This is a genomic window from Mycobacterium sp. P2_H7, assembly GCF_056403275.1.
The window spans coordinates 196,104-217,319 of sequence record NZ_JBFUFU010000010.1; the positions used below are offsets into that span (position 1 = coordinate 196,104).

Here is a 21,216-nt window from a genome sequence, read left to right on the forward strand (position 1 = left end):
GATCTGGGAGGCGGCCTCGGGAAGGATGCGGCCCGGTGCGGCGCGGGTTAGTCTCTTCCGAATACAACAAATTCCTGAATTATGGGAGTAGGGCCGCAGTGAACAAGCTGATCGTTTTGGGGTCGGGCACCGTCGGTGCACTCGCCGCCGCCACCGCTCTTTTCGGCACGGGTGTAGCCGCTGCCGACGCGTACGCCGGACAGACTTATAGCGATGCAAGCTCCGCGGCCGGCGACGCCGGCCAGACCGTGGTCGTGGCGGCCCGGGTCGGCGACAAGCTGGACGAGGGCAACTGCATCGTCAGCCGCTCCCAGACCGCGCCGTTCGCCAGCGCCAACGACGGGATCCACGTCTCCGGCCAGGTGCAGTTCTACTTGAACTGCGCCGGTTCCTACGCGACGGCCACCAACCCCGGTTCCTCGGTGGTCAGCCCGGACGGCCGCGCCGCCAAGGCCGCAGCCGATGAAGCCGCCGCCCAGGCCGAGGCCGAGCAGAAGCAGGCCGAAGCGGAGGCCGCTTCGCAGCAGGAGCAGAGCCTCGAGCAGGTCAGCACCCCCGACCAGTAGGTCGGGTCAGTGCGTCGTCGCTCGGCGTAGCACCAGGTCGCTGCAGTAGTCGATGAACTGCTCACGGGTCGCCGACAGGCGACCGTCGAGGTAGGCGGTGAACAGCGCCGTCAGAGCACCGACCAATCCGGTGGCGATCATCTCCTGGCGAGCGTGACCGCTCACGTGACTCAGCCTGCTCTGCAACAGCCCGATGAAGGTGGGCATCCAGTCGGCACCCGATTGGGTGAGCACCGGTTCACGCTCCGGGGCCAGCAGCAGGACGCGCCCGCGAGTCGGGTCGTCGACCATCAGGGCCACGAATCCCTCCACGGCTTCGCGCGGCGTATGTGAAGACGCCAGCGCCGTCATGGCCGTCGTGCATACGTCGTCGTAGACGGCGCGCACGAATTCGTCTCGGTCGCTGAAACTTTCGTAGAAATAGCGCTCGGTGAGTCCGGCTGCCCGGCACACCGCGCGCACCGTCAGGCTGGGGCCTTCCGGGCCGCCGAGCAAGGCGACGCCCGCGCTGACCAATTCATTGCGCCGCAGAATCTGGCGCTCGCGCAGCGGCACGCCGGACCAACGACCGCGCCGTTGACCGGATGCCTCGCTGCTTCTAAGCTCCATAGTGACAACGAGTGTAGTCAGAAGTTGGCTGCCCCTGAGGGAAAGTGCGTCCGTGACTCAAGAGACGTCTGAAACATGCCCGGCAGCCGACGACGCAGTGCTCGCGTCGGGTTGCCCGGTGGCCCCCGGTGGCTATGACGCGCCGCCGATTCCGCTCGGTCCGGACTCGCTGACCTGGCGCTACTTCGGTCAGTGGACCGGCCTGTTCCAGGGCACCTGGGCGGGCTCGATGCAGAACATGCATCCGCAGCTGGGCGCCGCGGTGAAGGACCACTCGATCTTCTTCATGGAGCGGATCCCGCGCCTGATGCGGTCGATCTACCCCATCGGCGGGGTGGTGTTCGACGGCTACCGCGCGCCGCAGACCGGCGCCGAGGTCCGCGATTACCACATCGGCATCAAGGGCGTCGACGAGCAGGGTCGCCGGTACAGCGCGCTGAACCCCGAGGTCTTCTACTGGGCGCACGCGACGTTCTTCAAATCGACGCTGCTGGCCGCCGAGAAGTTCGGCGGCGGGATCAGCGAGGCCGACAAGCGTCAGCTGTTCGACGAGCACATCACCTGGTACCGCATGTACGGGATGAGCATGCGTCCGGTGCCGAAAACCTGGGAGGAATTCCAGGAGTACTGGGATCACATGTGCCACAACGTTCTTGAGAACAACTACGCGACCCGTGAAGTGATGGACCTGTCGACGATGCCCAAACATCCATCGTTGCAGTGGATTCCGGACTTTCTGTGGGCGCAGAACCTGAAGGTGATGCAGCGGTTCCTGACGTTCATGACGGTCGCGCTCTACGACCCGCCGGTGCGTGATCTGATGGGCTACACCTGGTCGGCCCGGCAACAGTGGTGGCATGACCGGCTCTGTGCGGCAATCACATTGGTGACCAAGTTCGGTCCCAAGCGCAGGCTGATGCATCCGCGCAAGCGTTCGGCCATGGATCGGGCTGCGGGCCGGCTGCCGGTGGATTCGCCGCTGGTGCAGACCCCGGCGCGCAACCTGCCGCCCGTCGAATACCGCGACAGCCCGAACTTCTACTGCCCGAAGGTCGGCTGACACGCCGGCGTCCATCCGGCGCCGTCGAAATAACGCACCCGAGCGCGGTGGTGCGGGTCCGGGTACCAGCCCGCAGGCGGGTATCGGCCCCATGAACCACGCGGATCGCCGAAAGCGCTGAGCATGTTCTCGTAGTCGGCGCGCGCCCGCAGTCCGGCATGGCGGATCCGGCGAGACCGGCCGGACCGGCGCACCGCCAGCAGCACGATCAGCGCGACGGCCACGCCTGCGGTGCGGTACCAGCCTTCCGAGGCCAGCCAGCACAGCGTGATCACCGCGGACCCGGTCAGTATCGGGTGAGCCCGCAGGAAAGTGTGTCCGGCCTGGTCCAGCATCGTGGTCCAGCATACGATCCCGGCCGGATAGCGTGGAGTGCATGCAAGGCCCTGAACTCCTCGGTGGCCGCTACGAACTCCGCGGGCTACTGGGCCGCGGCGGGATGGCGGAAGTCCGTGCCGGCTGGGATGTCAGGCTGGGCCGCCCGGTCGCGATCAAGCTGCTGTATCCACCGCTCAGCACCCAGCCCGACAGCCGTCGGCGCTTCGAGGTGGAGGCGCGGGCCGCGGCCGGTCTGAGTCATCCGCATGTCGTCGCGGTACACGATGTCGGCGAATACCGGACCACCCCGTACATCGTCATGGAGCAGCTGTCGGGACGCACGCTGGCCGACGCCCTCGACAACGGCCCGCTGCCAGACCATTCCGTGCGCGTCCTGCTCGATCAGGTGCTGTCGGCACTGTCGGCGGCACACGCCGCGGGCATCCTGCATCGCGACATCAAACCGGCGAACATCCTGCTGACCGACGACGGCACGGCGAAGGTGGCCGACTTCGGCATCGCCAAGAGTGCCGATTCCACGGCCACCGTGACAGGGCAGATCATCGGCACCATGGCCTACCTGTCCGCCGACCGGATGGCCGGCCGGCCGGCGACGGTGGCCGACGATCTGTACGCCGTCGGAGTCGTCGGACACGAGGCCCTGTCCGGCCGGCGGCCCTATCCCCAGGAGAATCTCGCCGAGCTGGCAGCCGCCGTGGCACACGGGTACCGCCCGCCGCTGGCGACCCTGCGGCCCGGCGCCGACCCGGTCCTGGTCGACGTCGTTGAGCGGGCCCTCACCGGACGCTTCGGCAGTGCCATCGAGATGCGTGCGGCGCTGCCGGGTGGGCTGCCGGTCCGTCCGCCGACGCGGGTGCTCGAGAGCGCTCCGGTCGACCCGGCGACCACCATGATCCCGGCGCGTCGCCGCAGGCGCCGGCCGATGATCGCGGCCATCGGCGCGATCGCCGTGGTGGTCATCGTGGTGGTGGCGTTCGTCGTCGATTCGGCATCGCGGCCCTCCGCGCCGACGGTCGGGACCGAGACCTCGCAACCACCGCCATCCAGCTCGGTGGCGCCGCCGACCCCTTCGCCGGCGCCCGTACCCGCAAGTGAGCAAGCCCCGCCCGCGGGGCGGGGTAACGGTAACGGCAAGGGAAATGGCAACGGGCACAAGCCGAAACATGGCGGCGGTTGACCGTCGTCAAACGATGCTCGGCACCAAGCATTGTCGTCGTGAGGAACTCGTAGCGTCTGCGCTACTTCGGTGAAATCCGACGGCAATCGCGGTGCGGTGCCCTGGGGGCATGAGCATCTACGCGGATATCGGCGGCGCGCAAGCCATCGAGACCGTCGTCGCCGATTTCTACGTTCGGGTGCTCGCCGACCCCGAGCTGGCGGGGTTCTTCGCCGGTGCCAACATTGCCCGGCTCAAAGGCAAGCAGGCCGAGTTCTTCGGGGCCGCGCTCGGCGGTCCCGATCCCTACACCGGTGCTCCCATGCGCCAGGTGCACCAGGGCCGCGGCATCACCGCGCACCACTTCGGCCTGGTGGCCGGCCATCTGTCGGACAGCCTGACCGTGGCCGGCGTTCCCGAGGAGTTGGTGGCGCAGATCATCGCGGTCGTGGCCCCACTGGCCGACGAGATCGCGACGGCGCGCAGCGCCTGAATCGGGTGGCGCGGGAATGCTTGGTGCCCCCACCAGGGCTCGAACCTGGGACCTGCGGATTAACGGTCAACCAGTGTGGCACACGGGTGCGCAGGAGTAGAAAATGGCGCTGAACTGCAGTCAATCCGCTATTCAACGTGGCTCAACGTGAGCAAGAATGGGCCGCACCGACTCAATACAGATGAATAAACGATGGATCGAGGTCCCGTGGAACGGGTCATGAGCGACCACCCCCGAACTAGCCCGGCGACTACTGACGGGGTATCGGTATCGGCCACTGCCCACCGCACTTCGCGCATCTGAACTTCGGCTTTGTGTAGTCGGCCAGCACAAGACGGGTACTACAACCCGGGCAGGTGACGGCCTTCTTTTCGCCAGTGGGCAGCGTGGGGATCGGCTGAATCGGTGGAGCGACTCTGAGGTGGCACTGCCAGCACTCATAGTTCGACGGGTTGGGGACGTTCTGCGCCGCGCTGCACCTCGGGCAGATAACAGCGGTCAAACCGGCCGGGGCTTTCGGCAGCTGCTTAGGCAGTAGCGCCACGATGATCACCCCGAAGATGCCGCAAAGCAAGCTGAGGAAGAACCCCTCGGCCAGACTGCGATTCTTCGCGTTTGCGATGACCATTCCGAGTCCAGCGCACAGCAGCCAGAACAGGAGTATCACTTCCATAGATCGTCCCCCTTGGGCCGGCGGCGATGGACCTCAGCTGATCTTCTCCCATGGCTGGCAGCTGCTCGTGTAGAACGCGATGTCTGAGGGAGAGATCGTGACGATGGTCTGACCAGGCTGATTAGCGATGGCGATGGTGTCTTCCATGAGGCCACTGAATCCGCTCAGGCGCTTCCAGGTGCAGAACGGATAGTCGTTCTTCAAGGTGGGTGCCGATTTGTAGGTGCCCGGCTCTATGTCTTTGCCGATCACGTAGGTGCCATCGGTGTTCATGAACGTCGTGGCCGTCGGTGCCGGTGCCGGTGTCTGTGCCTGTGCCGCTGCGGAATCGTGGTCGGTAACCGTCACTGTGGTGGTCTTGGTGGGGGCCGGCCCGCTGCTGGGTGCCACACACCCTGACAAGACAGTGGCGCCGGTAGCGGCGGCAACGGCGAACTTCACAGCGCAGAGGCGGGTCACTCGCAGCATGCTAGGGGCGCGAATTTGGCCCTGTCCTACCAGTCTTCGGATATCCGCCGATCGGATGACACGTAGCCGCTCGTTGCATTGCGGATGCGCTGCAGCCGATTCACAGTGACGGCGTCATACGTCGAACCCGGTTCGGCGTCGACAACGTCACCTCGAAATACTTGCTCGCCGAGGCTATGTCCGCCTCGACGCCTCCAAGCCCTGCTCGACGACCTGGCCACCCGACGAGAAGGTAGAGGACTCCGGGGCCGTCCAGCTAGTCCGCGGCGCCGTCGCCCGGCTCATCGAGGGCCACGCCACCGCCGCCGACCGCGCGATCGCCACCGACAAGGCCGCGGCCAAGAAGCGCCAGGACGCCTACGACGACTCGGCGTGGAAACGACAACCCGCCTACCAGAAGCCGGCACGCAAGCCCCGGCCGGCGCGGGCATCGCCGCGGGCGACCGCATCGCGGTATTCCCACTGACCCTTGTCACAGACATCGACATCGACGATGACACAAAGGTCAGCCTCGAAAATGTCTGCAATGACTGCCATCTCGTCCACGCAGGGGTGTGCTGCTGACCAAACGTAGTGATCGACCACTGACAGCAAAACGATGCTTGCGGTAAAAAATCGACCGAACATGTCGCACCATCGAGATACGGTAAGAACGGATATTTCGCGCGAGCCTGGAGAAGCCGGTCTCGACACGTTGGAGAAGCAAGTGGAGAAGCTCGACAAGGTAGTTCGCCAGCGCCCCGTGCCGATCACGCAGTACTACGGGCCCGCCCCCAGGGCTCTTCGTCCATGTGGTTCCGGTCGCCAATCTCGGCGTTGCCATCAGGGCGAAGACAACTCCTGGATCGCCGAACGGCCGCTCGCACTCCTGACCGACCCGCGCACCGGCTACGCCAATCCGGGCTGCTACGGCCGCGCAAGCATGGACTGCAGTGACGACCTGACTCGAGAGCACTACATCAGCGACGACCTTCTCGAGAGCATTTCCTGGGACGGCAAGGCAGTCCTGGTCCGAGGGGCGGCATGGCAACCGTTGGGGGAGGAGACCACAGTAGGTGTGAACTCGCTGTCGTCGCGGATGCTCTGCGGTCGCCACAATGGTGCCCTCTCGCCGCTGGATACACTGGCGGCCAACTTTTTTCGTTACTCCCTTGAGGATCATCTCGACATCTTCAAGTACCTCGGCTATGACAGCCGGCCGAACTTCCCACGCGGATTCATCATGGTCAGCGGACCGCTGTTGGAGCTCTGGCTTCTCAAGGCCGTCTGGGGCGCAATCGAGTCCAAAGCCCTCAGTGTTGACGGCCGACCCGCCTACCGGTTTCGGCTTGGGGTCACCACCGAGCAGCTGGCCGAGATCCTTTGGCGCGGCGCCGACTGGCCGCCGAACTGGGGAATGTACATACTGCGCCACCGGGACCCGGATCAGCCGGTCACGCCGCGAGCAGTGCAGCTGCGCCTGGAGAGCGCGGGGCCCGAAGTCCTCGGTGGGTATGTCCAGATCGCTGGCTTCGAGTACCTGGTCGCCTTCGAACGCCCACCCATAGACCACTTCTATAGGCCCGCCGGCATGACGTTCCAACGGGCCGGTTTTCCCCAGACCAGCTGCAAGCTAACAGCGTTCGCATGGCCCGAAATTGGCCATGACGTCATCAATGCAGTGAGCGCGGCTCCACCAAACAAGAACTACGCCGCGCCATCCAACCCGCGCGCCGCCGCGATGCGTAACCAGATTCGGCCCGGCTCTCTTCATGTCGGCACGGTTCCCCGCCCAACCTGAGTGAGATATGGCTGAGGTATCGACGCCATCGGGAAAGAACAGAAGACGTTAAGGAACAGCGATGAGCGAAGTCGATATCCGCATCGGGCATGAGTCCTGGATTTGACAACAAGTCGAGGATGTCGTCGCAGACACCGTCGTCGCGACCGTCACCCTAACTGCGAAGCAGTCCATCGCCTCGCATCTGAAACAGGTGCTCGCCCATGCGGAGGCAGGCGGATGGGAACGCGACCAAAACCCACGACTCGGAACTGCTCAACGTCCCTGATCCACAGCAGCTCGTCATCATCATCGACGGTCAGACCGTGCACGACGGCGTCGCCACTGACGCAAACCTGCACACGCGCACGGCGACGACGAAATGACCATCACCTTCACCGCCAGTGCAGTGCCGGCGTAATGGGTGCTAAGCCCTGGCCTTGGCCAGGACAATCTAGCGAAGACAAGGCGAAATAGGTCGCGAGCTCCTACCGCGGGTTGGTGCGCAACATCGCCCAGGGCCTCGTCGACGACCCCGCCGTAGACCTTGAGCGACTCGACAAGCACTGGCGCGAACTTGGCATCACATGGCATGTCCCACATCCCATCCCCGGTGACCCCGACGACTGGATGTGCGCCGCCGACATCGTCCACTACCTCGGCCGCACTTCAAAAGACGTATACAACTGGGCACACCGCGATCACATCCAACAACGAACATCGGCCGACGGTGCGCCAGAGTACTTGTTGCGCTCTGTCCTCGACTACGCCCGAAGGTGAGCGAATCCTAGGAAAACAGCGGGCTGAAGAAGACGACGATGTCGTGAGCCATCATGTTCAACAAGTCCATCATCGTACCGTTGCTGGTGCCATGACCGAAGCCCGAAATGCCTGCTCCTGATCCGTGGGATGCCAGATTGTTGTGGAAATCGGGGTCGGATACTCGTTCCGTCGAATACGAACCGGACGGAACGCGATCGAAATCGGGGGTCCCAGACAGCGGCGGCACTATAGGCCGACTGCTCTGGGTGTCCCCTTGATTGCTCCGCTGCCAGGGCGGTGTTTCGGTGTATGGCGAGTCGAAAGATCCGGCGCCGCCAGGAGTTCGCGGAGGTGGGTTCCGAACATGGCCGCCCTGGTTGCTGCTGCGGCTTCGCTGCCAGGGCGGTGTCTCTGCATTAGACGATTCGAAGGTTCCGGTGGCACCAGAAGTTCGCGGAGGTGGTCTTCTGTGCTCCTCATCGTTCGACGAACGCTGAGGTCCTTTGCCCGTCGAACCCGACACGCTTGAGCCAGCATTGCCTCTTGTCTGGCGATTGAGTTCCTCAAACAGCTGCGATTTTGCGTCCTTCATCGGCTCAATGAGCGAGTCCTTGAGCAAGAGGAAGATCGCGTCAGAGCGGTTGCCGATTATGCCAGCCGCAGCTGCGACTGCGACAAATCTTGCCGTCGGCGCTATCCACGTAAACGGTTTCACTCTTGCGTCGCTGTACGCACTTCCGAGTGCGTTGACGTAATAGCCGCTCCGCGCGGGATCGGCTAAATCGTCGAACAGCCTTCCCAATCCGAACGCGCAAGCACCGTTGCCGAGGCTCCGGGCCAAGTCCAACTTGTCCGTGTCGAGATGCATCGCCCGCGCGACAGCTTGAGCTACGGGAAGGTCGGTCAAATTGTTCAGTTCTGTCAACCAGTTCGTGGGCAGACCATTTGTGCCAACAACAACCAGAGCCCAAAGGGCGTCGGTCGCAATCCCGATCGCAATGTTCCGTGGCACATTTGCGTCACTCGAAGGTCCCGTCTGTAACCCGCTCCAGAAAGCGCCAGATGCCAGCAGCTGACGGATACGCTCAGTGCTGTTGCTCGTCGGCTTACCGTGTATCGCCTCGGAGAGATCCCCGAGGTGCTGTCCTTCGGGGGTGCTGTACGGCGCGTGCATGTACGTGATTCGGCACCGGTCGATCCATTGCTGCAACGCAGCAAGGTCCGCCTTGCGGGAACTGGCCATGGCGCCTCCGTGCGTTTGCAAAGACTCCTGAATAACCGCGGAATTAGCGCTTTTCCGCTGATGGGTGGCTAGATATTACGGCTCAACCCGGAGATCCTGCAGAGGTTCTCAGCGGCGGCATTGGGCACACTGGCCAGCTAGTCCCTCCTCGTGAGTCTTATGTGCCTGTAAGCACCGCTGTGCCCCGACCCGGGACATGGCGGTTTTCTGTTGGGAGAGTGTTAAACCTGGTCCGCYGTGGCAGAAGTCAACGACGCCACTGGAAATGTCACCAACAACTTCACAAAAACGGACCGGGCTCGAGCAGTGCGGCTGACCAAAGCGGCTCGAGTGATGCCGTCGAGAAGTTTCGCAAGCGCAATGCTGATTGAAAGCGGACGATCTTCCGCGAGCTTGCTCGCGTCCTGGCGTTCGGCGCTGGTAAGGAAATGGGCGAAGAAATGATCCGCGACCGTGGACAGGATCTTGTTGACCGTGGCCACGATCTCGCGAACTGGTTCATCTCTCTTTCCTCGGGAACTGATCCAGCCCGTTTCGCCCCGCTGAGTGTTCGAAGCCGCCCTGTGTTGCAGCCGGGGTGAATAAACGATGGGCATAACCCCAAATCTGTGCCCCCACCAGGGCTCGAACCTGGGACCTGCGGATTAAAAGTCCGTAGCTCTACCGACTGAGCTATAGGGGCGTGGAGGAACACGATACTGCCTGCCATCCGGGGGCCGTCGCCAGGTGCGCCTGCAGGGGCCTGAGCAGGGCGGGGGGACCCCGTTTGGGATTTCTGACGACCGTGTCCTAAGCTATCGAAGCTCCCAACGGAACCTCGTCGGAGTACCCCGGAGTGATTCGGATTAGGCCCCCATCGTCTAGTGGCCTAGGACGCCGCCCTTTCACGGCGGTAGCACGGGTTCGAATCCCGTTGGGGGTACGCAACGCGGAAGCGCGGAGCATGCAGGAAAGCAAGGCCCTGTGGCGCAGTTGGTTAGCGCGCCGCCCTGTCACGGCGGAGGTCGCGGGTTCGAGTCCCGTCAGGGTCGCAGTAATGCGGCGTAAGGCAAGTCCCGTCGAAAGACGGGCGCCTTCCGGCCAGGTAGCTCAGTTGGTACGAGCGTCCGCCTGAAAAGCGGAAGGTCGCCGGTTCGATCCCGGCCCTGGCCACCATTTTTCTTCTGCCGCTCGTTCGGCTTCTCTTTTTTTGAGATCTACGTCACGCCTGCGTTTGTCCGCTGAGCGAAAACGGTATTCAGCTCCAGTTCAGCGTGTTTCGGGCAAAACCGAAGCCGTTCCGCTTGGAGAGGATGACGCAATGAAGATGAAGAATGTGCTCGCCGGCGCCGCCGTGGCAGGCGCTCTCTTCGCCGGGCCCGCCGTGATGGCCGCCACCGCGGGTGCCGACCCGGGTTGGCAGCCCGCACCCGCTCCGGTCCCGCCGGCCGGTCCGACCGTCGCCTCGCCCCCGGCCTGGGCACCGCCCAAGCCGGCCGAGCCGGTCTGGTCCAACGGCGCCCCGCAGGTCTGGGACGCCGGCTGGAACCACTGGGGCGTGTGGCTCAACGGGACCTTCATCCCGACCTTCTGATCGATCCTTCGGAAAAGCCCGGGGCCATCTGGTCCCGGGCTTTTCGCCCACCTCAGGCCGGCAGTCGGCGGTTCAACGTCAGCGCCGTCACCGCGGATGCCACGGTCACCAGCACCGCCAACCGCAGCCAGCCGGCGCTGGCATCCCCGGGCACCGTTTGAAAGCCGATCTGCTGCTGCAGCGTGGCGTACACCCCGTTGAGTTCGTTCAGGCTCGACGCGTGGAACATCTGCCCCCCGGTCAGCTCGGCGATCTTCTGCAACGTGGCGTCATCGACCGGCACCGGCTGCCTGACGCCTTCGAGCTCGACGTAGCCGCTGGGCGTGCCGAAGGAGATGGTCGAGATGGGCACGTCCTGGTCCTTGGCGGCACGCGCCGCGGTGAACGCCCCGCGCGGCTGGTCGGGCTCCGAGGGCACCGTCTCCTTGCCGTCGGACTCCAGCACGATGCGCGCCGGTGGCGGGCCGTCGCCGCCGCCGACGACGGCATCGGCCGTCGAGATCGTCTGCAGTGCAGTGAAGATGGCCTCGCCGGTGGCGGTGCGCTCCTCGGCCTTGAGTCCGTCGATGGCATTCTTCATCGCCGTGCGGTTGGTGGTCGGCGCCACCAGAACCGTGGCGGTGCCACCGTAGGCGACCAGGCCCAGGTTGATCCCCGGGGTCAGCTCGTCGGCGAACTTCTTGCCTGCCGTCTGGGCGGCCGCCAGCCGGCTCGGTGACACATCGGTGGCGCGCATCGACTCCGACACGTCGATCACCAACATCACCACCGCCCGATCCCGCGGGATGCGCTCATCGTGGGTCGGGCCGGCCAGCGCGCACGAGAGCAGCAGCAGCGCGGCGACCAGCAGCACCGCCGACAGGTGCCGCCAGCGGTCGCGTCGCTTCGGGGCGACCGCGGCCAGGACCGACAGATTGGCGAAGCGCAGCGTGCGGGTCTGGCGCCTGCGCAGCATCGCCACATACAGCAGCGCCACCGCAGCGGCGACGAGTGCGAACAGGAAGAACCACGCGTGGGCGAAGCCCGCCAACGTGATCGGGCCCAGAAATGGCAGCGTCATGGTCGAGCCAGGCTAGGTACGGGTGCTGGCGCCAGACTCCGGCGCGCATGTCAACCCGCTGTGCGCGTCTCAGTTCACGCAGGGCGTGCGGTCGCCGCTGACGGGTACGCCATGGTCCGGGGTCGGCTCGACCTCGGCGGACTGCTCGCCGGTGAACCACGGTGACCGCGCGGACGTGGTGGTGGGTGTCGTCGTCGTGGTGGTGCTGGTGGTCTGGGACGACGACGCGGTCAGTTTGGACGGCACCAGGTACCCGTTGCCGATCACCAGTCGCACTTGGCCGGCGGGCAGGTCCGTGTCGGACTCGGTCACCACATTGCCGAGCAGACCGGAGATCTCCTGGGCGACGTTGTCGGCACCGGCGCCGTAACTGATGGTGGTCAGCGCGGGCTTGTCCTCGAGCTGGATGTCGGGCTTCTCCACCTGAAAGCCCCGCTTCTCCAGGGCGGTCGCCACGGTGGTCGCCGTCCAGTTGCTGTCGGCGTTGACCACCTGCACCGGGTTTGTCGGGACCGCGGTGGTGGTGGTGACCGGGGCGCCGTCGGAGAACGCCTCGCGGACCTCGGCCTTGATGGCGTCGGGGTCGATGATGTTGACGTCCTGGCCGTTGCGGGTGTCGTAGCGCACCACCGGCAGCGTCTTGTAGACGACGTCCTCGCCGCTGATCGCGCCGAGCCTGCGGAACAGGTCCGAATCCCAGCCGCTGGACAACACGATGTCCTTGTGCGCGATGGCCATCAGTTCGTTGAGCTTGCCGATGTCGGTGAAGGCCCCGGACTCCTGGAGTTGCCGCATGACTGCGACCAGGAACGCCTGCTGGCGGTGGGTCCGGTCCAGGTCGCCGTTCTCCAGGCCGTGCCGCTGCCGGACGAAGGCCAGCGCCTGCGCGGCATCCAGCGTCTGGTGGCCGGCCGGGAAGTCGGCACCCGAATAGTCGTCGTGCACTGCGTGATTGAGGCACACCTGGATGCCACCCAGGCTGGACGCCAAGTCGTAGAAGCCGGCCAGGTTGATCTCGGCGAAGTAGTCGATGGGCACGCCGACGAGATTGCGCACCGCGCCCAGGGTGGCAGCGCGTCCCGCTTCGCGGCCCGCGGTCTCGACGGTCGCGCGGTCGTCGTAGCCCTGCTCGGCGAGGTGCTGCTCGGTGTAGAACTTCGTCAGCCCGTACGCCTCTTTGATCTTGATGTTGGTGTAGCCGGGCAGGCGGTGGAAGTCGACGTAGTCATCGCGGGGGATGGAGAAGGCGGTCACCTTGTTGGCGGCGTCGACGTGCACCAAGATCAGCGTGTTGGTGTTGTATCCACCGGTCTCGGAGTCCCCGGCGTGCAACTGGTCCAGCACTTCCTGCGGTAGGTCGTTACCGTGCTGATCCTTCCGGGAATCCAGCCCGATCAGCAGGATGTTGATCGGGCCGCCGCTGATGTGTGCGGAATCGGCCAGCGCGTGCGAGACGGTGAACCCGGTCAGCACGCCACGGGTGGTCCACCAGGCTGCCCCGGAGACCGCCAGCAGAGCGGTCGACAGCACGGCAAGGGCGACGCGGGCCCAGCGGAGCCGGCGCCGAGGCGGTTCGGGCAGTCGGTGCCGGGCGGCGTCGGGCATATCAGGCGAAGTGTACGACCGCGACCGCCCCGGAGAGGACACAACGACCGGCCAGGACACCATGCTGATGGCAAGAATCACACTGGGACGTCGCTGCACGGCCGCCTATTCGGTGGTGCGGCGCGAGAAGCGCTCCCGTAGCTGGGGGTCGGCCTCCCACCACAGCGTGGCCGGTGCGTCGGCCGGTTCGGCATCGTCGGCCGCATCGACTTCTGCCGCTTGGGCTTTCTCGTCCGACGCCATCGCGCGCATCAGCACCATCAGGAACGGCACCCCGAGCACGTCGCCGAGGATCCACAGGATGCCCGCCCCGATCGACTGGTCGACCCGTGGGCTGGGACCCCAGGTGCGGTGCAGCGCAAGGTAGTAGTCGGTGGCGATCAGCGGCCCCAGCCACAACACGATGCCCAGCAGTCCGTCGCCCAGTGTCTCGGCGATGCTGATCATCATGGAGATGGTCTGCGGGTAGCGCCGCGGCACCGGGTCGGCCTGGATGCGCGCGTAGAAGTACCCGAAACCGATGAGCGCCAGAGCAATTCGGGTGATCGCGCCGACGGCCGGGTTGGTCAACGCCGCGACGTACCACGGTGTGAGATACAGCAGCCACGGTGTGGCCAGCATCAGCACCGAGGTGGTCGCTGGGTGGCTGAGCAGCCGCGCGGCGCGGCTCGCGAGCAACCGGTCGACGCGCGCGGCGGCCCCCGCGTGGCGCACCGCCGTCAGCGGGGTGCCCAGTGCCAACAACATCGGCACCACGAACAGCAGCAGCAGAACCTGCAGGGCTCGCACCCAGAACAGCACCGCGGCGTACACGCCGATCATGCTCATGGTGGCCAAGGCCCAGACCGCGATGCCGGTCCAGAAGCCGGCCCGCCTGGACGCGGGCAACGGCATTCCGGCCACGCGCGCCCGCCGGCAGCACCATGCGTACGTCCCACCCATCAGCACGAGCAGTGCCACCGAAGCCGCGTCGACGGTCCACGAGGTGAGGGCGGTGGACGGCGTCAGCGGTGCCACCGCCGGATACATGGCGGCCAGTATGCGGGCGGTCGCTGTGCACCACCTGCGCGTTCTCGGGCAGTACGATGACTGCCCGATATGAGGTGGACCTGGTGACGACCGAACCCGCTGCGCCCGACTTCCGGCAGCGACTGCTGACCGCGTTCGAAGAGTCGATCGCCGAGACCGGCTATACCAAGACGACGATCGCCGACATCGTGCGGCGGGCGCGCACGTCGCGGCGCACGTTCTACGAGCATTTCTCCAGCAAGGAGGAGTGTTTCGTCGGCCTGCTGAGCGAGGCCAATGCCGAACAGGTGCAGCAGATCGCCGCGGCTGTCGATCCGGAGGCGACGTGGCAGCAGCAGGCCCGGCAAGCGATCGAGGCCTGGATCGCGTCGGCCGAGTCGCGTCCGGACCTGACGCTGAGCTGGATTCGCGACGGTCCGTCGCTCGGGGCGGCGGGCCGGGCGCTCACCCGGGACGCGATGGAGCAGTTCGTCGGCATGGTGAATCAATTGGTGGACCGTGCCGAGTTCCGCGCGGCGGGGGTCGGCCCGATCTCGCGGCAGCGCCTCATCATGCTGCTGGGTGGTCTGCGCGAGTTGACGGCGATGACGGTGGAGAGCGGCGGCCGGATGAGCGATTTCACCGAGGAGGCGGTCGCGGCCACCATCGCGCTGATCACGCCGCCGTCGTAGCACTGCTTGTGGGGGCCCGGTACATGCGCGTACCGTGGCGGTACATCGCCGTACCGACATGATGGGTGCGTACACATGGCCGAAGCGACCACCCAAGAGGAGCACCGTGAGCAAGTCCACGCGTAGAACCATCAGCGGCCGCACCGTCGTCATCAGCGGCGCGGCCTCCGGTATCGGACGGGCCTTGGCGCAGCGCCTTTCGGCGCACAGCTGCCCGGTCGCGATCTCCGATATCGACGAGGCGGGTCTCAAGGAGACCGAGGCGTCGTTGCCGGGACCGGTGCTGCGCACGGTGCTCGACGTCGCCGACGCGCAGGCGCAGCGCGACTTCGCGGCGGAAGTCACCGAATGGGCGCCGGAGCCGATCGGTGCGGTGTTCAACAACGCCGGCGTCGCCGTGTCCTTCAGCGTGCTCGACGCCGACCCCGCCGACGACAACTGGTTGTGGGACATCAACTTCCACGGCGTGGTCAACGGCACCCGGGCCTTCCTGCCCACCTTGGCGCGCCAGGATTCCGGAGTCATCGTGAACACGTCGAGCGTCTTCGGACTGGCCGGCATGCCCAACCAGAGTGCTTACTGCTCAGCGAAGTTCGCGGTGCGCGGCTTCACCGACGCGTTGCGTCAGGAGCTACGCGGCACCGGGGTGACGGCGGTGAACGTGCATCCCGGCGGGATCAACACCAACATCGTGCGCAACGCGCGGTTCCGCAAGGATCCCGTCGGGCGGGGCCGAACCCACGACCAGATGGCGGACGAGTTCGCGGCGCTCGCCATGACCGAACCGGACAAGGCGGCGGCCATCATCCACCGTGGCGTGGAGGCGGGAAAGGCCCGGGTCCTGGTGGGGCCGGATGCATATGTGTTCGACGCGCTCACCCGGATCACCCCGACCCACTATTACGACGTCATGAGCCGACTGGAATCGGTGCTGCGCCGGCGCGCGCGCCGCTGACCTAACCCGTCGAGTCGCGCGCCCGGTCCAGCAGTACCGGGTCGTGCGCGTTGACGACCATCAGGTCCGGCTCGTGGCGACCGGCCAGCTCGGCCAGCCGGGCGTGGTTGTCCCGCAGGCTTTTCCGGTCGAACGGCACCGTGCTTTCCATCCGCGACAACACCGTCGGCACGGCGGTGCCCTCGATCGTTCCGTGGTGGTAGAAGGCGTCACCGGCGTGCAATATCCAGCGCTGCCCCGCGTCGACGGCCACGCAGGCGKGGCCGCGGGTGTGCCCGGGCAGTGAGACCAGCACGATGCCGGGGAACAGCTCCTTGGCGGCGGCGAACCCGCGCCAGGCCTCGCCGTCGGGGTTGTGTTCGATCAGAAGTGGGCCGTGCGACCACTGGGCCTTCTGGTACCGGATGCGCTCGCGGGGGGACGGGGCGTGCACCGCGCCGCGCGCCTCGGCGACGGTGGTGTGGATACGGGCCAGCGGGAAGTCGGCGATGCCGCCGATGTGATCAGAATCGAAGTGGGTCAGCACGATATGGCGGACATCGCCGGCCCGGTAGCCGAGCTCCTGGATCTGGTGCAGCGCAGTCTCGGTCCGCGACAACACCGGGCGGGTGATCCGCCGGACGGGGCCGACGCGGCGCCTCGGGTCGGCGCAGTCTTCGGTGCCGAACCCCGAATCCACCAGCACCAGACCGTCGTCGGTCTCGGCCAGCAGCACGTGGCACACGAGGGGATAGGTCGGCAGGCGCATGCTGCCGCAGTTGAGGTGGTGGACCTTCACGCCGTCATCTTGCCCGACCTGTCAAAGGGTGAACTTTGACAACCTGAGGTGACGGGCTAGCGCTGCGGTACGTTGAAATGATGGTCCGGCCTGCCCAAACGGCGCGAAGTGAGCGCACTCGCGAAGCGCTGCGGCAGGCGGCGCTGGTGCGGTTTCTGGCCCAGGGCGTCGAGGAGACCTCTGCCGAGCAGATCGCCGCCGATGCTGGGGTGTCGCTGCGGACCTTCTATCGTCATTTCTCGTCCAAGCACGATCTGCTTTTCTTCGACTACGACGCCGGCCTGGAATGGTTCCGGGCAGCCCTGGCCGAACGGTCGTCGGGCGAATCGATCGTGGAGTCGGTGCATTCGGCCATCCTGGCCTCGCCCTACGACGTGGACGCGGTGACCAAGATCGCCGCGCTGCGTGCCGAGGAACTGGAGCCCGGCCGGATCGTCCGTCACATTCGCCAGGTCGAGGCCGACTTCGCCGAGGTGGTCGAGGAGCACCTGCGCCGCGACTACCCGCCCCGTCCGGGCGTCGACGCCTGGCTGCGGGTGACCGTGGCGGCCCGGTGCATCGCCGCGGCGGTGTTCGGCGCCATGGAAGTCTGGATGCTGGGCGAACGGTCGTTGCCCGAACTGGCCCGGCTGACCCGCAACGCACTGAACTCCCTGGAGACCGGCATCCTGCCTACCTATTTTTGTCAATATTGACAAAACTAGGGCCGACTGCGAGCCTCGATTGATGTCGGACTTTGACGCCATCGTCGTCGGCGCGGGCCACAACGGCCTGGCCGCCGCCGCCCTGCTGCAACGCGCCGGACTGCACACGCTGTGTCTGGATTCCAAGCTGTATGCCGGAGGCATGGCCTCCACCGTCGAACTCTTCGACGGCTACAAATTCGAGATCGCCGGCTCACTGCAATTCCCGACCTCCGCGGTGGTCAGCGCCGAACTAGGCCTGGACGAACTGCCGACCGTCGACGTGGACGTCATGTCGGTGTCCCTGCGCGGCATCGGCGACGACCCGGTGATCTACTACGCCGACCCGATGAAGCTGCTCACTCACCTCAACGAGGTGCACGGCGCCGAGGCGGTCAACGGGATGGCCGGACTGATGGCCTGGAGTCAGGCCCCGACCCGGGCCCTCGGGCGCTTCGACGCCGGCCGGCCACCCCGCACCCTGGATGAGATGTACGCCTGCGCCGCAGGAGAATTCGAGCGCGCCGCGATCAGCGACATGTTGTTCGGTTCGGTCACCGACGTGTTGAACCGCTATCTCCCCGACAGCGAGAAACACGGTGCACTGCGCGGCATGCTGGCATTCCTGGCGGTCAACACCACCTACCGCGGACCCGCCACCCCCGGCAGCGCCGCCGCGCTGGCATTCGGCCTCGCGGTGCCCGACGAGAACGCTGTACTGATGAAGAAGCTGCGGGGCGGGATCGGCACGCTCACCGCACACCTGCAGCGCAGGCTGACCGAGGCGGGCGGCGAACTGCGGTTGCGGGCCACGGTCGAAGAGATACTCGTCGGCGACGGTCGGGTCACCGGGGTGCGACTGGACGACGGGACCACCGTGACCGCCCCGGTCGTCGTGTCCGGTGTCGCACCCGATCTCACCGTCAACGGGCTGATCGATCCGGGTGCGGTGCCCGCCGACATCCGGGAGCGGTTTGCGCGCATCGACCACCGCGGCAGCTATCTGCAGATGCATTTCGCGCTGGATGGCATACCCACCTTCGCCGAACCATACGGCGCTCTCAACGATCCCGAAATGCAAGCTGCCATCGGTCTTTTCAGCACACCCGAAGAACTACAGCAGCAGTGGGAGGACTGCCGGCGCGGTATCGTGCCCGCCGATCCGGCCATCGCCATGCAGATGCCGTCGGTGCATGATCCCGACCTCGCACCGCCCGGCAAGCACGCGGTGTCGGCCTTCTCGCTGTGGTTTCCGGTCGAGGGGTCGGCGGGAGCGGCGGCCTCTTACGGGGAGATGAAAACCGAGATGGGGCAGCGCGTCATCGACAAGATCACAAGAATCGCACCGGATTTCGAGAAACTCATCACCCGGCACACCACGTTCACCCCGCGACACATGGGCACCATGTTCGGCGCACCCGGCGGCGACTACTGTCACGGACTCATCCACCCCGAGCAGATGGGCCCCAATCGCCCCGGCCCCAAGGGCTATGCCGACCAGCCCATTCCGATCGCCGGGCTGTACCTCGGCAGTGCGGGTTGCCACGGCGGGCCGGGTATCACCTTCATTCCCGGCTACAACGCGGCCCAGGCGGTGCTGGCCTAACGATTCTGCAGCTGGTCCATCCAGTCCTTGGGGACCCGCGCGCGCGGGCCGGGCACCGACTGATCGGCCGGATGACATTGCGGCTCAGCCAATTCCGGGCCGTCGTAATACTGATTGGTGTCGTAGTTCCAGAACCAGTCCTCATCCGGCTCGAAGCTGCGGATGACGGGATGGCCGGTGCTGCGCCAGTGCGCCTGCGCGTGCCGCGACAGGGAGTCGTCGCAACAGCCGATATGCCCGCACGCCGCGCAGCGGCGCAGATGCACCCACCAGCCGCCCGCCGCATCGCACTCCAGGCATCCGGTACCGCTGGGGGCCGCACTCGGGTCGACTGCAGGCTCGGGAGGGGTCATGGCTCAAGCTTACTGCGCGGCAAGCGTTTGTATCGATGCGATTGAATCAGACTGAGCAAAACTGTTCCCGTCATATCCACCAGCAAAATTCAATATTGACGTCGATGTTCTTGCGAGAACTGCCTTTGACAGCTAACTTCGGTGGCCCTAACGTCCGCGCGATGACAGCTCGAGCCGTGTCGGGGCAACTCGCCAAATCCATGGACGCCGTGGGTGGCTTCGTGGTGCTCACCGCCGAGACGTTCGGGGCGATGTTCCGCCGGCCGTTCGCCTGGCGTGAGCTGTTCGAGCAGATCTCCTTCGTGGCCCGGGTATCCATCTTCCCGACGATCATGCTGTCCATCCCCTACACCGTGCTGATCGTCTTCACCCTCAACATCGTGCTGCTGGAGATCGGCGCCGGGGATCTGTCCGGTGCTGGCGCCGCGCTGGCCTCGGTCACCCAGGTCGGCCCCGTCGTCACCGCCATCGTCGTCGCCGGTGCCGGCGCCACCGCGATGTGCGCGGACCTCGGCGCCCGCACCATCCGTGAAGAGATCGACGCCATGAAGGTCATCGGCGTCAATCCCGTTCAGGCCCTGGTGGTTCCGCGCGTCATCGCCGCCACCTTCGTGGCGCTGATGCTGTACTCCGTGGTCGCCGTCGTCGGGCTCACCGGCAGCTACATCTTCGTGGTGTACGTCCAGCACGTCACCCCCGGCGCCTTCGTCGCGGGCCTCACCCTGCTGACCGGCCTGCCGCAGGTGGTCGTGTCGCTGGTGAAGGCTCTGCTGTTCGGCCTGTCGGCCGGTCTGATCGCCTGCTACAAAGGCCTTTCCGTGGGCGGCGGTCCCACCGGGGTGGGCAACGCGGTCAACGAGACCGTGGTATTCGCCTTCATGGCGCTGTTCCTGATCAACATTCTGGCGACCGCACTGGGTGTGAAGGTGGCGCCGTGAGTGAGCTTGCGAACGAATCGAAGGCCTGGGTGACGGTGACCGACCGGCTGCGGGGGCTCGGCGAGCAGACCGCCTTCTACGGGCAGTCCCTGGCCTTCATCGGGGACGCCCTGCGGCGCTACCCGGGTGAGGTGCTGCGGCTGATCGCCGTGATGGGTTTGGGCACCGGGGCGCTGGCGGTCATCGGCGGCACCGTCGTCATCATCGGCTTCCTCACCTTGTCCACTGGTGCGCTGATCGCGGTCCAGGGCTACAACACGCTCTCCAACGTCGGTATCGAGGCGCTGACGGGCTTCCTGTCGGCCTTCCTCAACGTCCGGTTCATCGCCCCCGCCACCGCGGGCGTCGCGCTGGCAGCCACCATCGGAGCGGGCGCCACCGCGCAACTGGGTGCCATGCGGATCAACGAAGAGATCGACGCCCTGGAAGTGATGGGTATCCGGGCCATCACCTATCTGGTGTCGACTCGCATCGTCGCCGGCGTCGTGGTCGTCATCCCGTTGTACACCGTGGCCGTACTGATGTCGTTCCTGGCCACGCAATTCGGCACCACCGTCATATACGGCCAGTCCAACGGGGTGTACCAGCACTACTTCTCCACCTTCCTGCGGCCGATGGACCTGGTGTGGTCGTTCATCGCCGCCCTGTCGATGGCGGCCGCGGTCATGGTGGTGCACACCTACTACGGGTTCACCGCCACCGGCGGACCCGCCGGCGTCGGAGAGGCCGTCGGGCGCGCGGTGCGCACCTCGGTGACCGCCACGGTGTTCGTGCTGCTGACCATCACGCTGTCCGTGTACGGGCAGTCCGGCAATTTCCACCTGTCGGGCTGACGGG

General features: G+C 65.9%; 25 protein-coding genes and 4 tRNA genes. 17 read left to right on the forward strand and 12 right to left on the reverse strand.

Going from position 1 to position 21,216, the window contains the following annotated elements; translation table 11 throughout:
* The first annotated feature begins 98 nt into the window (after nucleotides 1–98).
* A complete protein-coding gene (locus AC1DY7_RS16245) occupies nucleotides 99–566 on the forward strand; it encodes a hypothetical protein (RefSeq protein WP_477494731.1) in 468 nt (155 codons plus the stop codon).
* A 6-nt stretch (nucleotides 567–572) separates the two neighbouring features.
* Here the strand turns inward: AC1DY7_RS16245 and AC1DY7_RS16250 are convergent, their stop codons facing one another.
* Nucleotides 573–1,175: a TetR/AcrR family transcriptional regulator gene (locus tag AC1DY7_RS16250; protein WP_477494732.1), complete on the reverse strand. Its 603-nt coding sequence runs from the start codon at nucleotides 1,173–1,175 to the stop codon at nucleotides 573–575.
* A 52-nt stretch (nucleotides 1,176–1,227) separates the two neighbouring features.
* Between AC1DY7_RS16250 and AC1DY7_RS16255 the strand changes: the two genes are divergently transcribed.
* The gene (locus AC1DY7_RS16255; protein WP_477494733.1) at nucleotides 1,228–2,235 is read left to right on the forward strand and encodes an oxygenase MpaB family protein; all 1,008 of its coding nucleotides are present in this window, start codon (nucleotides 1,228–1,230) and stop codon (nucleotides 2,233–2,235) included.
* Here AC1DY7_RS16255 and AC1DY7_RS16260 read toward each other — a convergent pair.
* Complete coding sequence (locus AC1DY7_RS16260) at nucleotides 2,214–2,570, reverse strand: DUF2510 domain-containing protein (protein ID WP_477494734.1); 357 nt, start codon at nucleotides 2,568–2,570, stop codon at nucleotides 2,214–2,216. The genes AC1DY7_RS16255 and AC1DY7_RS16260 overlap by 22 nt on opposite strands.
* Nucleotides 2,571–2,611: 41 nt before the next feature.
* On the opposite strand from AC1DY7_RS16260, the gene AC1DY7_RS16265 reads away from it, so the two are divergent.
* A complete protein-coding gene (locus AC1DY7_RS16265) occupies nucleotides 2,612–3,751 on the forward strand; it encodes a serine/threonine-protein kinase (protein ID WP_477494735.1) in 1,140 nt (379 codons plus the stop codon).
* A gap of 109 nt (nucleotides 3,752–3,860) precedes the next feature.
* Nucleotides 3,861–4,223, forward strand: a complete 363-nt coding sequence (locus AC1DY7_RS16270) for a group I truncated hemoglobin (protein WP_477494736.1) — start codon at nucleotides 3,861–3,863, stop codon at nucleotides 4,221–4,223.
* A gap of 706 nt (nucleotides 4,224–4,929) precedes the next feature.
* On the opposite strand, the gene AC1DY7_RS16275 is transcribed toward AC1DY7_RS16270, so the two are convergent.
* Together AC1DY7_RS16275 and AC1DY7_RS16280 are read right to left on the reverse strand one after the other, a co-directional pair.
* A complete protein-coding gene (locus tag AC1DY7_RS16275; protein WP_477494737.1) occupies nucleotides 4,930–5,355 on the reverse strand; it encodes a hypothetical protein in 426 nt (141 codons plus the stop codon).
* A 399-nt stretch (nucleotides 5,356–5,754) separates the two neighbouring features.
* Complete coding sequence (locus AC1DY7_RS16280; RefSeq protein WP_477494738.1) at nucleotides 5,755–5,991, reverse strand: hypothetical protein; 237 nt, start codon at nucleotides 5,989–5,991, stop codon at nucleotides 5,755–5,757.
* A gap of 79 nt (nucleotides 5,992–6,070) precedes the next feature.
* Here AC1DY7_RS16280 and AC1DY7_RS16285 point away from each other — a divergent pair, with 79 nt between their 5' ends.
* The 3 genes from AC1DY7_RS16285 (at nucleotide 6,071) to AC1DY7_RS16295 (ending at nucleotide 7,903) form a co-directional block, all read left to right on the forward strand.
* On the forward strand, nucleotides 6,071–7,144 hold the full coding sequence (locus AC1DY7_RS16285) for a hypothetical protein (protein ID WP_477494739.1): 1,074 nt from the start codon (nucleotides 6,071–6,073) through the stop codon (nucleotides 7,142–7,144).
* Nucleotides 7,145–7,347: 203 nt separating this feature from the next.
* Nucleotides 7,348–7,509 (forward strand): hypothetical protein, encoded by a 162-nt coding sequence (locus AC1DY7_RS16290; RefSeq protein WP_477494740.1) that lies wholly within the window; start codon nucleotides 7,348–7,350, stop codon nucleotides 7,507–7,509.
* A gap of 115 nt (nucleotides 7,510–7,624) precedes the next feature.
* A complete protein-coding gene (locus AC1DY7_RS16295) occupies nucleotides 7,625–7,903 on the forward strand; it encodes a hypothetical protein (RefSeq protein ID WP_477494741.1) in 279 nt (92 codons plus the stop codon).
* 7 nt (nucleotides 7,904–7,910) lie between these two features.
* Here AC1DY7_RS16295 and AC1DY7_RS16300 read toward each other — a convergent pair whose 3' ends face one another.
* The 3 genes from AC1DY7_RS16300 to AC1DY7_RS16310 all read right to left on the reverse strand — a co-directional run bounded on the left by AC1DY7_RS16300 (nucleotide 7,911) and on the right by AC1DY7_RS16310 (nucleotide 9,810).
* A complete protein-coding gene (locus tag AC1DY7_RS16300; RefSeq protein WP_477494742.1) occupies nucleotides 7,911–9,128 on the reverse strand; it encodes a hypothetical protein in 1,218 nt (405 codons plus the stop codon).
* Between the two features lie 221 nt (nucleotides 9,129–9,349).
* Nucleotides 9,350–9,724, reverse strand: a complete 375-nt coding sequence (locus AC1DY7_RS16305) for a hypothetical protein (protein ID WP_477494743.1) — start codon at nucleotides 9,722–9,724, stop codon at nucleotides 9,350–9,352.
* Between the two features lie 13 nt (nucleotides 9,725–9,737).
* Nucleotides 9,738–9,810: transfer RNA gene (locus AC1DY7_RS16310), tRNA-Lys, on the reverse strand.
* 167 nt (nucleotides 9,811–9,977) lie between these two features.
* Here AC1DY7_RS16310 and AC1DY7_RS16315 point away from each other — a divergent pair.
* The 4 genes from AC1DY7_RS16315 (at nucleotide 9,978) to AC1DY7_RS16330 (ending at nucleotide 10,701) form a co-directional block, all read left to right on the forward strand.
* A tRNA-Glu gene (locus AC1DY7_RS16315) sits at nucleotides 9,978–10,050 on the forward strand.
* A 35-nt stretch (nucleotides 10,051–10,085) separates the two neighbouring features.
* Nucleotides 10,086–10,159: transfer RNA gene (locus AC1DY7_RS16320), tRNA-Asp, on the forward strand.
* A gap of 47 nt (nucleotides 10,160–10,206) precedes the next feature.
* Nucleotides 10,207–10,283: transfer RNA gene (locus AC1DY7_RS16325), tRNA-Phe, on the forward strand.
* A 145-nt stretch (nucleotides 10,284–10,428) separates the two neighbouring features.
* Nucleotides 10,429–10,701 carry a hypothetical protein gene (locus AC1DY7_RS16330; protein ID WP_477494744.1) on the forward strand — a complete coding sequence of 91 codons (273 nt, stop codon included), beginning with the start codon at nucleotides 10,429–10,431 and terminating at the stop codon, nucleotides 10,699–10,701.
* A 52-nt stretch (nucleotides 10,702–10,753) separates the two neighbouring features.
* On the opposite strand, the gene AC1DY7_RS16335 is transcribed toward AC1DY7_RS16330, so the two are convergent.
* The 3 genes from AC1DY7_RS16335 to AC1DY7_RS16345 all read right to left on the reverse strand — a co-directional run bounded on the left by AC1DY7_RS16335 (nucleotide 10,754) and on the right by AC1DY7_RS16345 (nucleotide 14,395).
* Nucleotides 10,754–11,761, reverse strand: coding sequence for a VWA domain-containing protein (locus AC1DY7_RS16335; RefSeq protein ID WP_477494745.1), 1,008 nt, complete (start codon nucleotides 11,759–11,761; stop codon nucleotides 10,754–10,756).
* Nucleotides 11,762–11,830: 69 nt separating this feature from the next.
* Nucleotides 11,831–13,366, reverse strand: a complete 1,536-nt coding sequence (locus AC1DY7_RS16340; protein ID WP_477494746.1) for an LCP family protein — start codon at nucleotides 13,364–13,366, stop codon at nucleotides 11,831–11,833.
* Nucleotides 13,367–13,471: 105 nt separating this feature from the next.
* Nucleotides 13,472–14,395 carry a cytochrome c oxidase assembly protein gene (locus AC1DY7_RS16345; RefSeq protein WP_477494747.1) on the reverse strand — a complete coding sequence of 308 codons (924 nt, stop codon included), beginning with the start codon at nucleotides 14,393–14,395 and terminating at the stop codon, nucleotides 13,472–13,474.
* Between the two features lie 83 nt (nucleotides 14,396–14,478).
* Between AC1DY7_RS16345 and AC1DY7_RS16350 the strand changes: the two genes are divergently transcribed.
* Nucleotides 14,479–15,066 carry a TetR/AcrR family transcriptional regulator gene (locus AC1DY7_RS16350; RefSeq protein WP_477494748.1) on the forward strand — a complete coding sequence of 196 codons (588 nt, stop codon included), beginning with the start codon at nucleotides 14,479–14,481 and terminating at the stop codon, nucleotides 15,064–15,066.
* Between the two features lie 106 nt (nucleotides 15,067–15,172).
* Nucleotides 15,173–16,021: an SDR family NAD(P)-dependent oxidoreductase gene (locus AC1DY7_RS16355; protein ID WP_477494749.1), complete on the forward strand. Its 849-nt coding sequence runs from the start codon at nucleotides 15,173–15,175 to the stop codon at nucleotides 16,019–16,021.
* A gap of 1 nt (nucleotide 16,022) precedes the next feature.
* Here the strand turns inward: AC1DY7_RS16355 and AC1DY7_RS16360 are convergent, their stop codons facing one another.
* Nucleotides 16,023–16,799, reverse strand: a complete 777-nt coding sequence (locus tag AC1DY7_RS16360; protein ID WP_477494750.1) for an MBL fold metallo-hydrolase — start codon at nucleotides 16,797–16,799, stop codon at nucleotides 16,023–16,025.
* Between the two features lie 80 nt (nucleotides 16,800–16,879).
* Between AC1DY7_RS16360 and AC1DY7_RS16365 the strand changes: the two genes are divergently transcribed.
* Together AC1DY7_RS16365 and AC1DY7_RS16370 are read left to right on the forward strand one after the other, a co-directional pair.
* Nucleotides 16,880–17,494 carry a TetR/AcrR family transcriptional regulator gene (locus AC1DY7_RS16365; RefSeq protein WP_477494751.1) on the forward strand — a complete coding sequence of 205 codons (615 nt, stop codon included), beginning with the start codon at nucleotides 16,880–16,882 and terminating at the stop codon, nucleotides 17,492–17,494.
* Nucleotides 17,495–17,525: 31 nt separating this feature from the next.
* The gene (locus AC1DY7_RS16370) at nucleotides 17,526–19,088 is read left to right on the forward strand and encodes a phytoene desaturase family protein (protein WP_477494752.1); all 1,563 of its coding nucleotides are present in this window, start codon (nucleotides 17,526–17,528) and stop codon (nucleotides 19,086–19,088) included.
* Here the strand turns inward: AC1DY7_RS16370 and AC1DY7_RS16375 are convergent.
* Nucleotides 19,085–19,441 carry a UBP-type zinc finger domain-containing protein gene (locus tag AC1DY7_RS16375; protein ID WP_477494753.1) on the reverse strand — a complete coding sequence of 119 codons (357 nt, stop codon included), beginning with the start codon at nucleotides 19,439–19,441 and terminating at the stop codon, nucleotides 19,085–19,087. The genes AC1DY7_RS16370 and AC1DY7_RS16375 overlap by 4 nt on opposite strands.
* A gap of 161 nt (nucleotides 19,442–19,602) precedes the next feature.
* Here AC1DY7_RS16375 and AC1DY7_RS16380 point away from each other — a divergent pair, with 161 nt between their 5' ends.
* Nucleotides 19,603–20,379 carry an MlaE family ABC transporter permease gene (locus tag AC1DY7_RS16380; RefSeq protein ID WP_477494754.1) on the forward strand — a complete coding sequence of 259 codons (777 nt, stop codon included), beginning with the start codon at nucleotides 19,603–19,605 and terminating at the stop codon, nucleotides 20,377–20,379.
* Nucleotides 20,376–21,212: an ABC transporter permease gene (locus tag AC1DY7_RS16385; RefSeq protein WP_477494755.1), complete on the forward strand. Its 837-nt coding sequence runs from the start codon at nucleotides 20,376–20,378 to the stop codon at nucleotides 21,210–21,212. Before AC1DY7_RS16380 ends, AC1DY7_RS16385 begins: the two co-directional genes overlap by 4 nt.
* Nucleotides 21,213–21,216 lie beyond the last annotated feature (4 nt).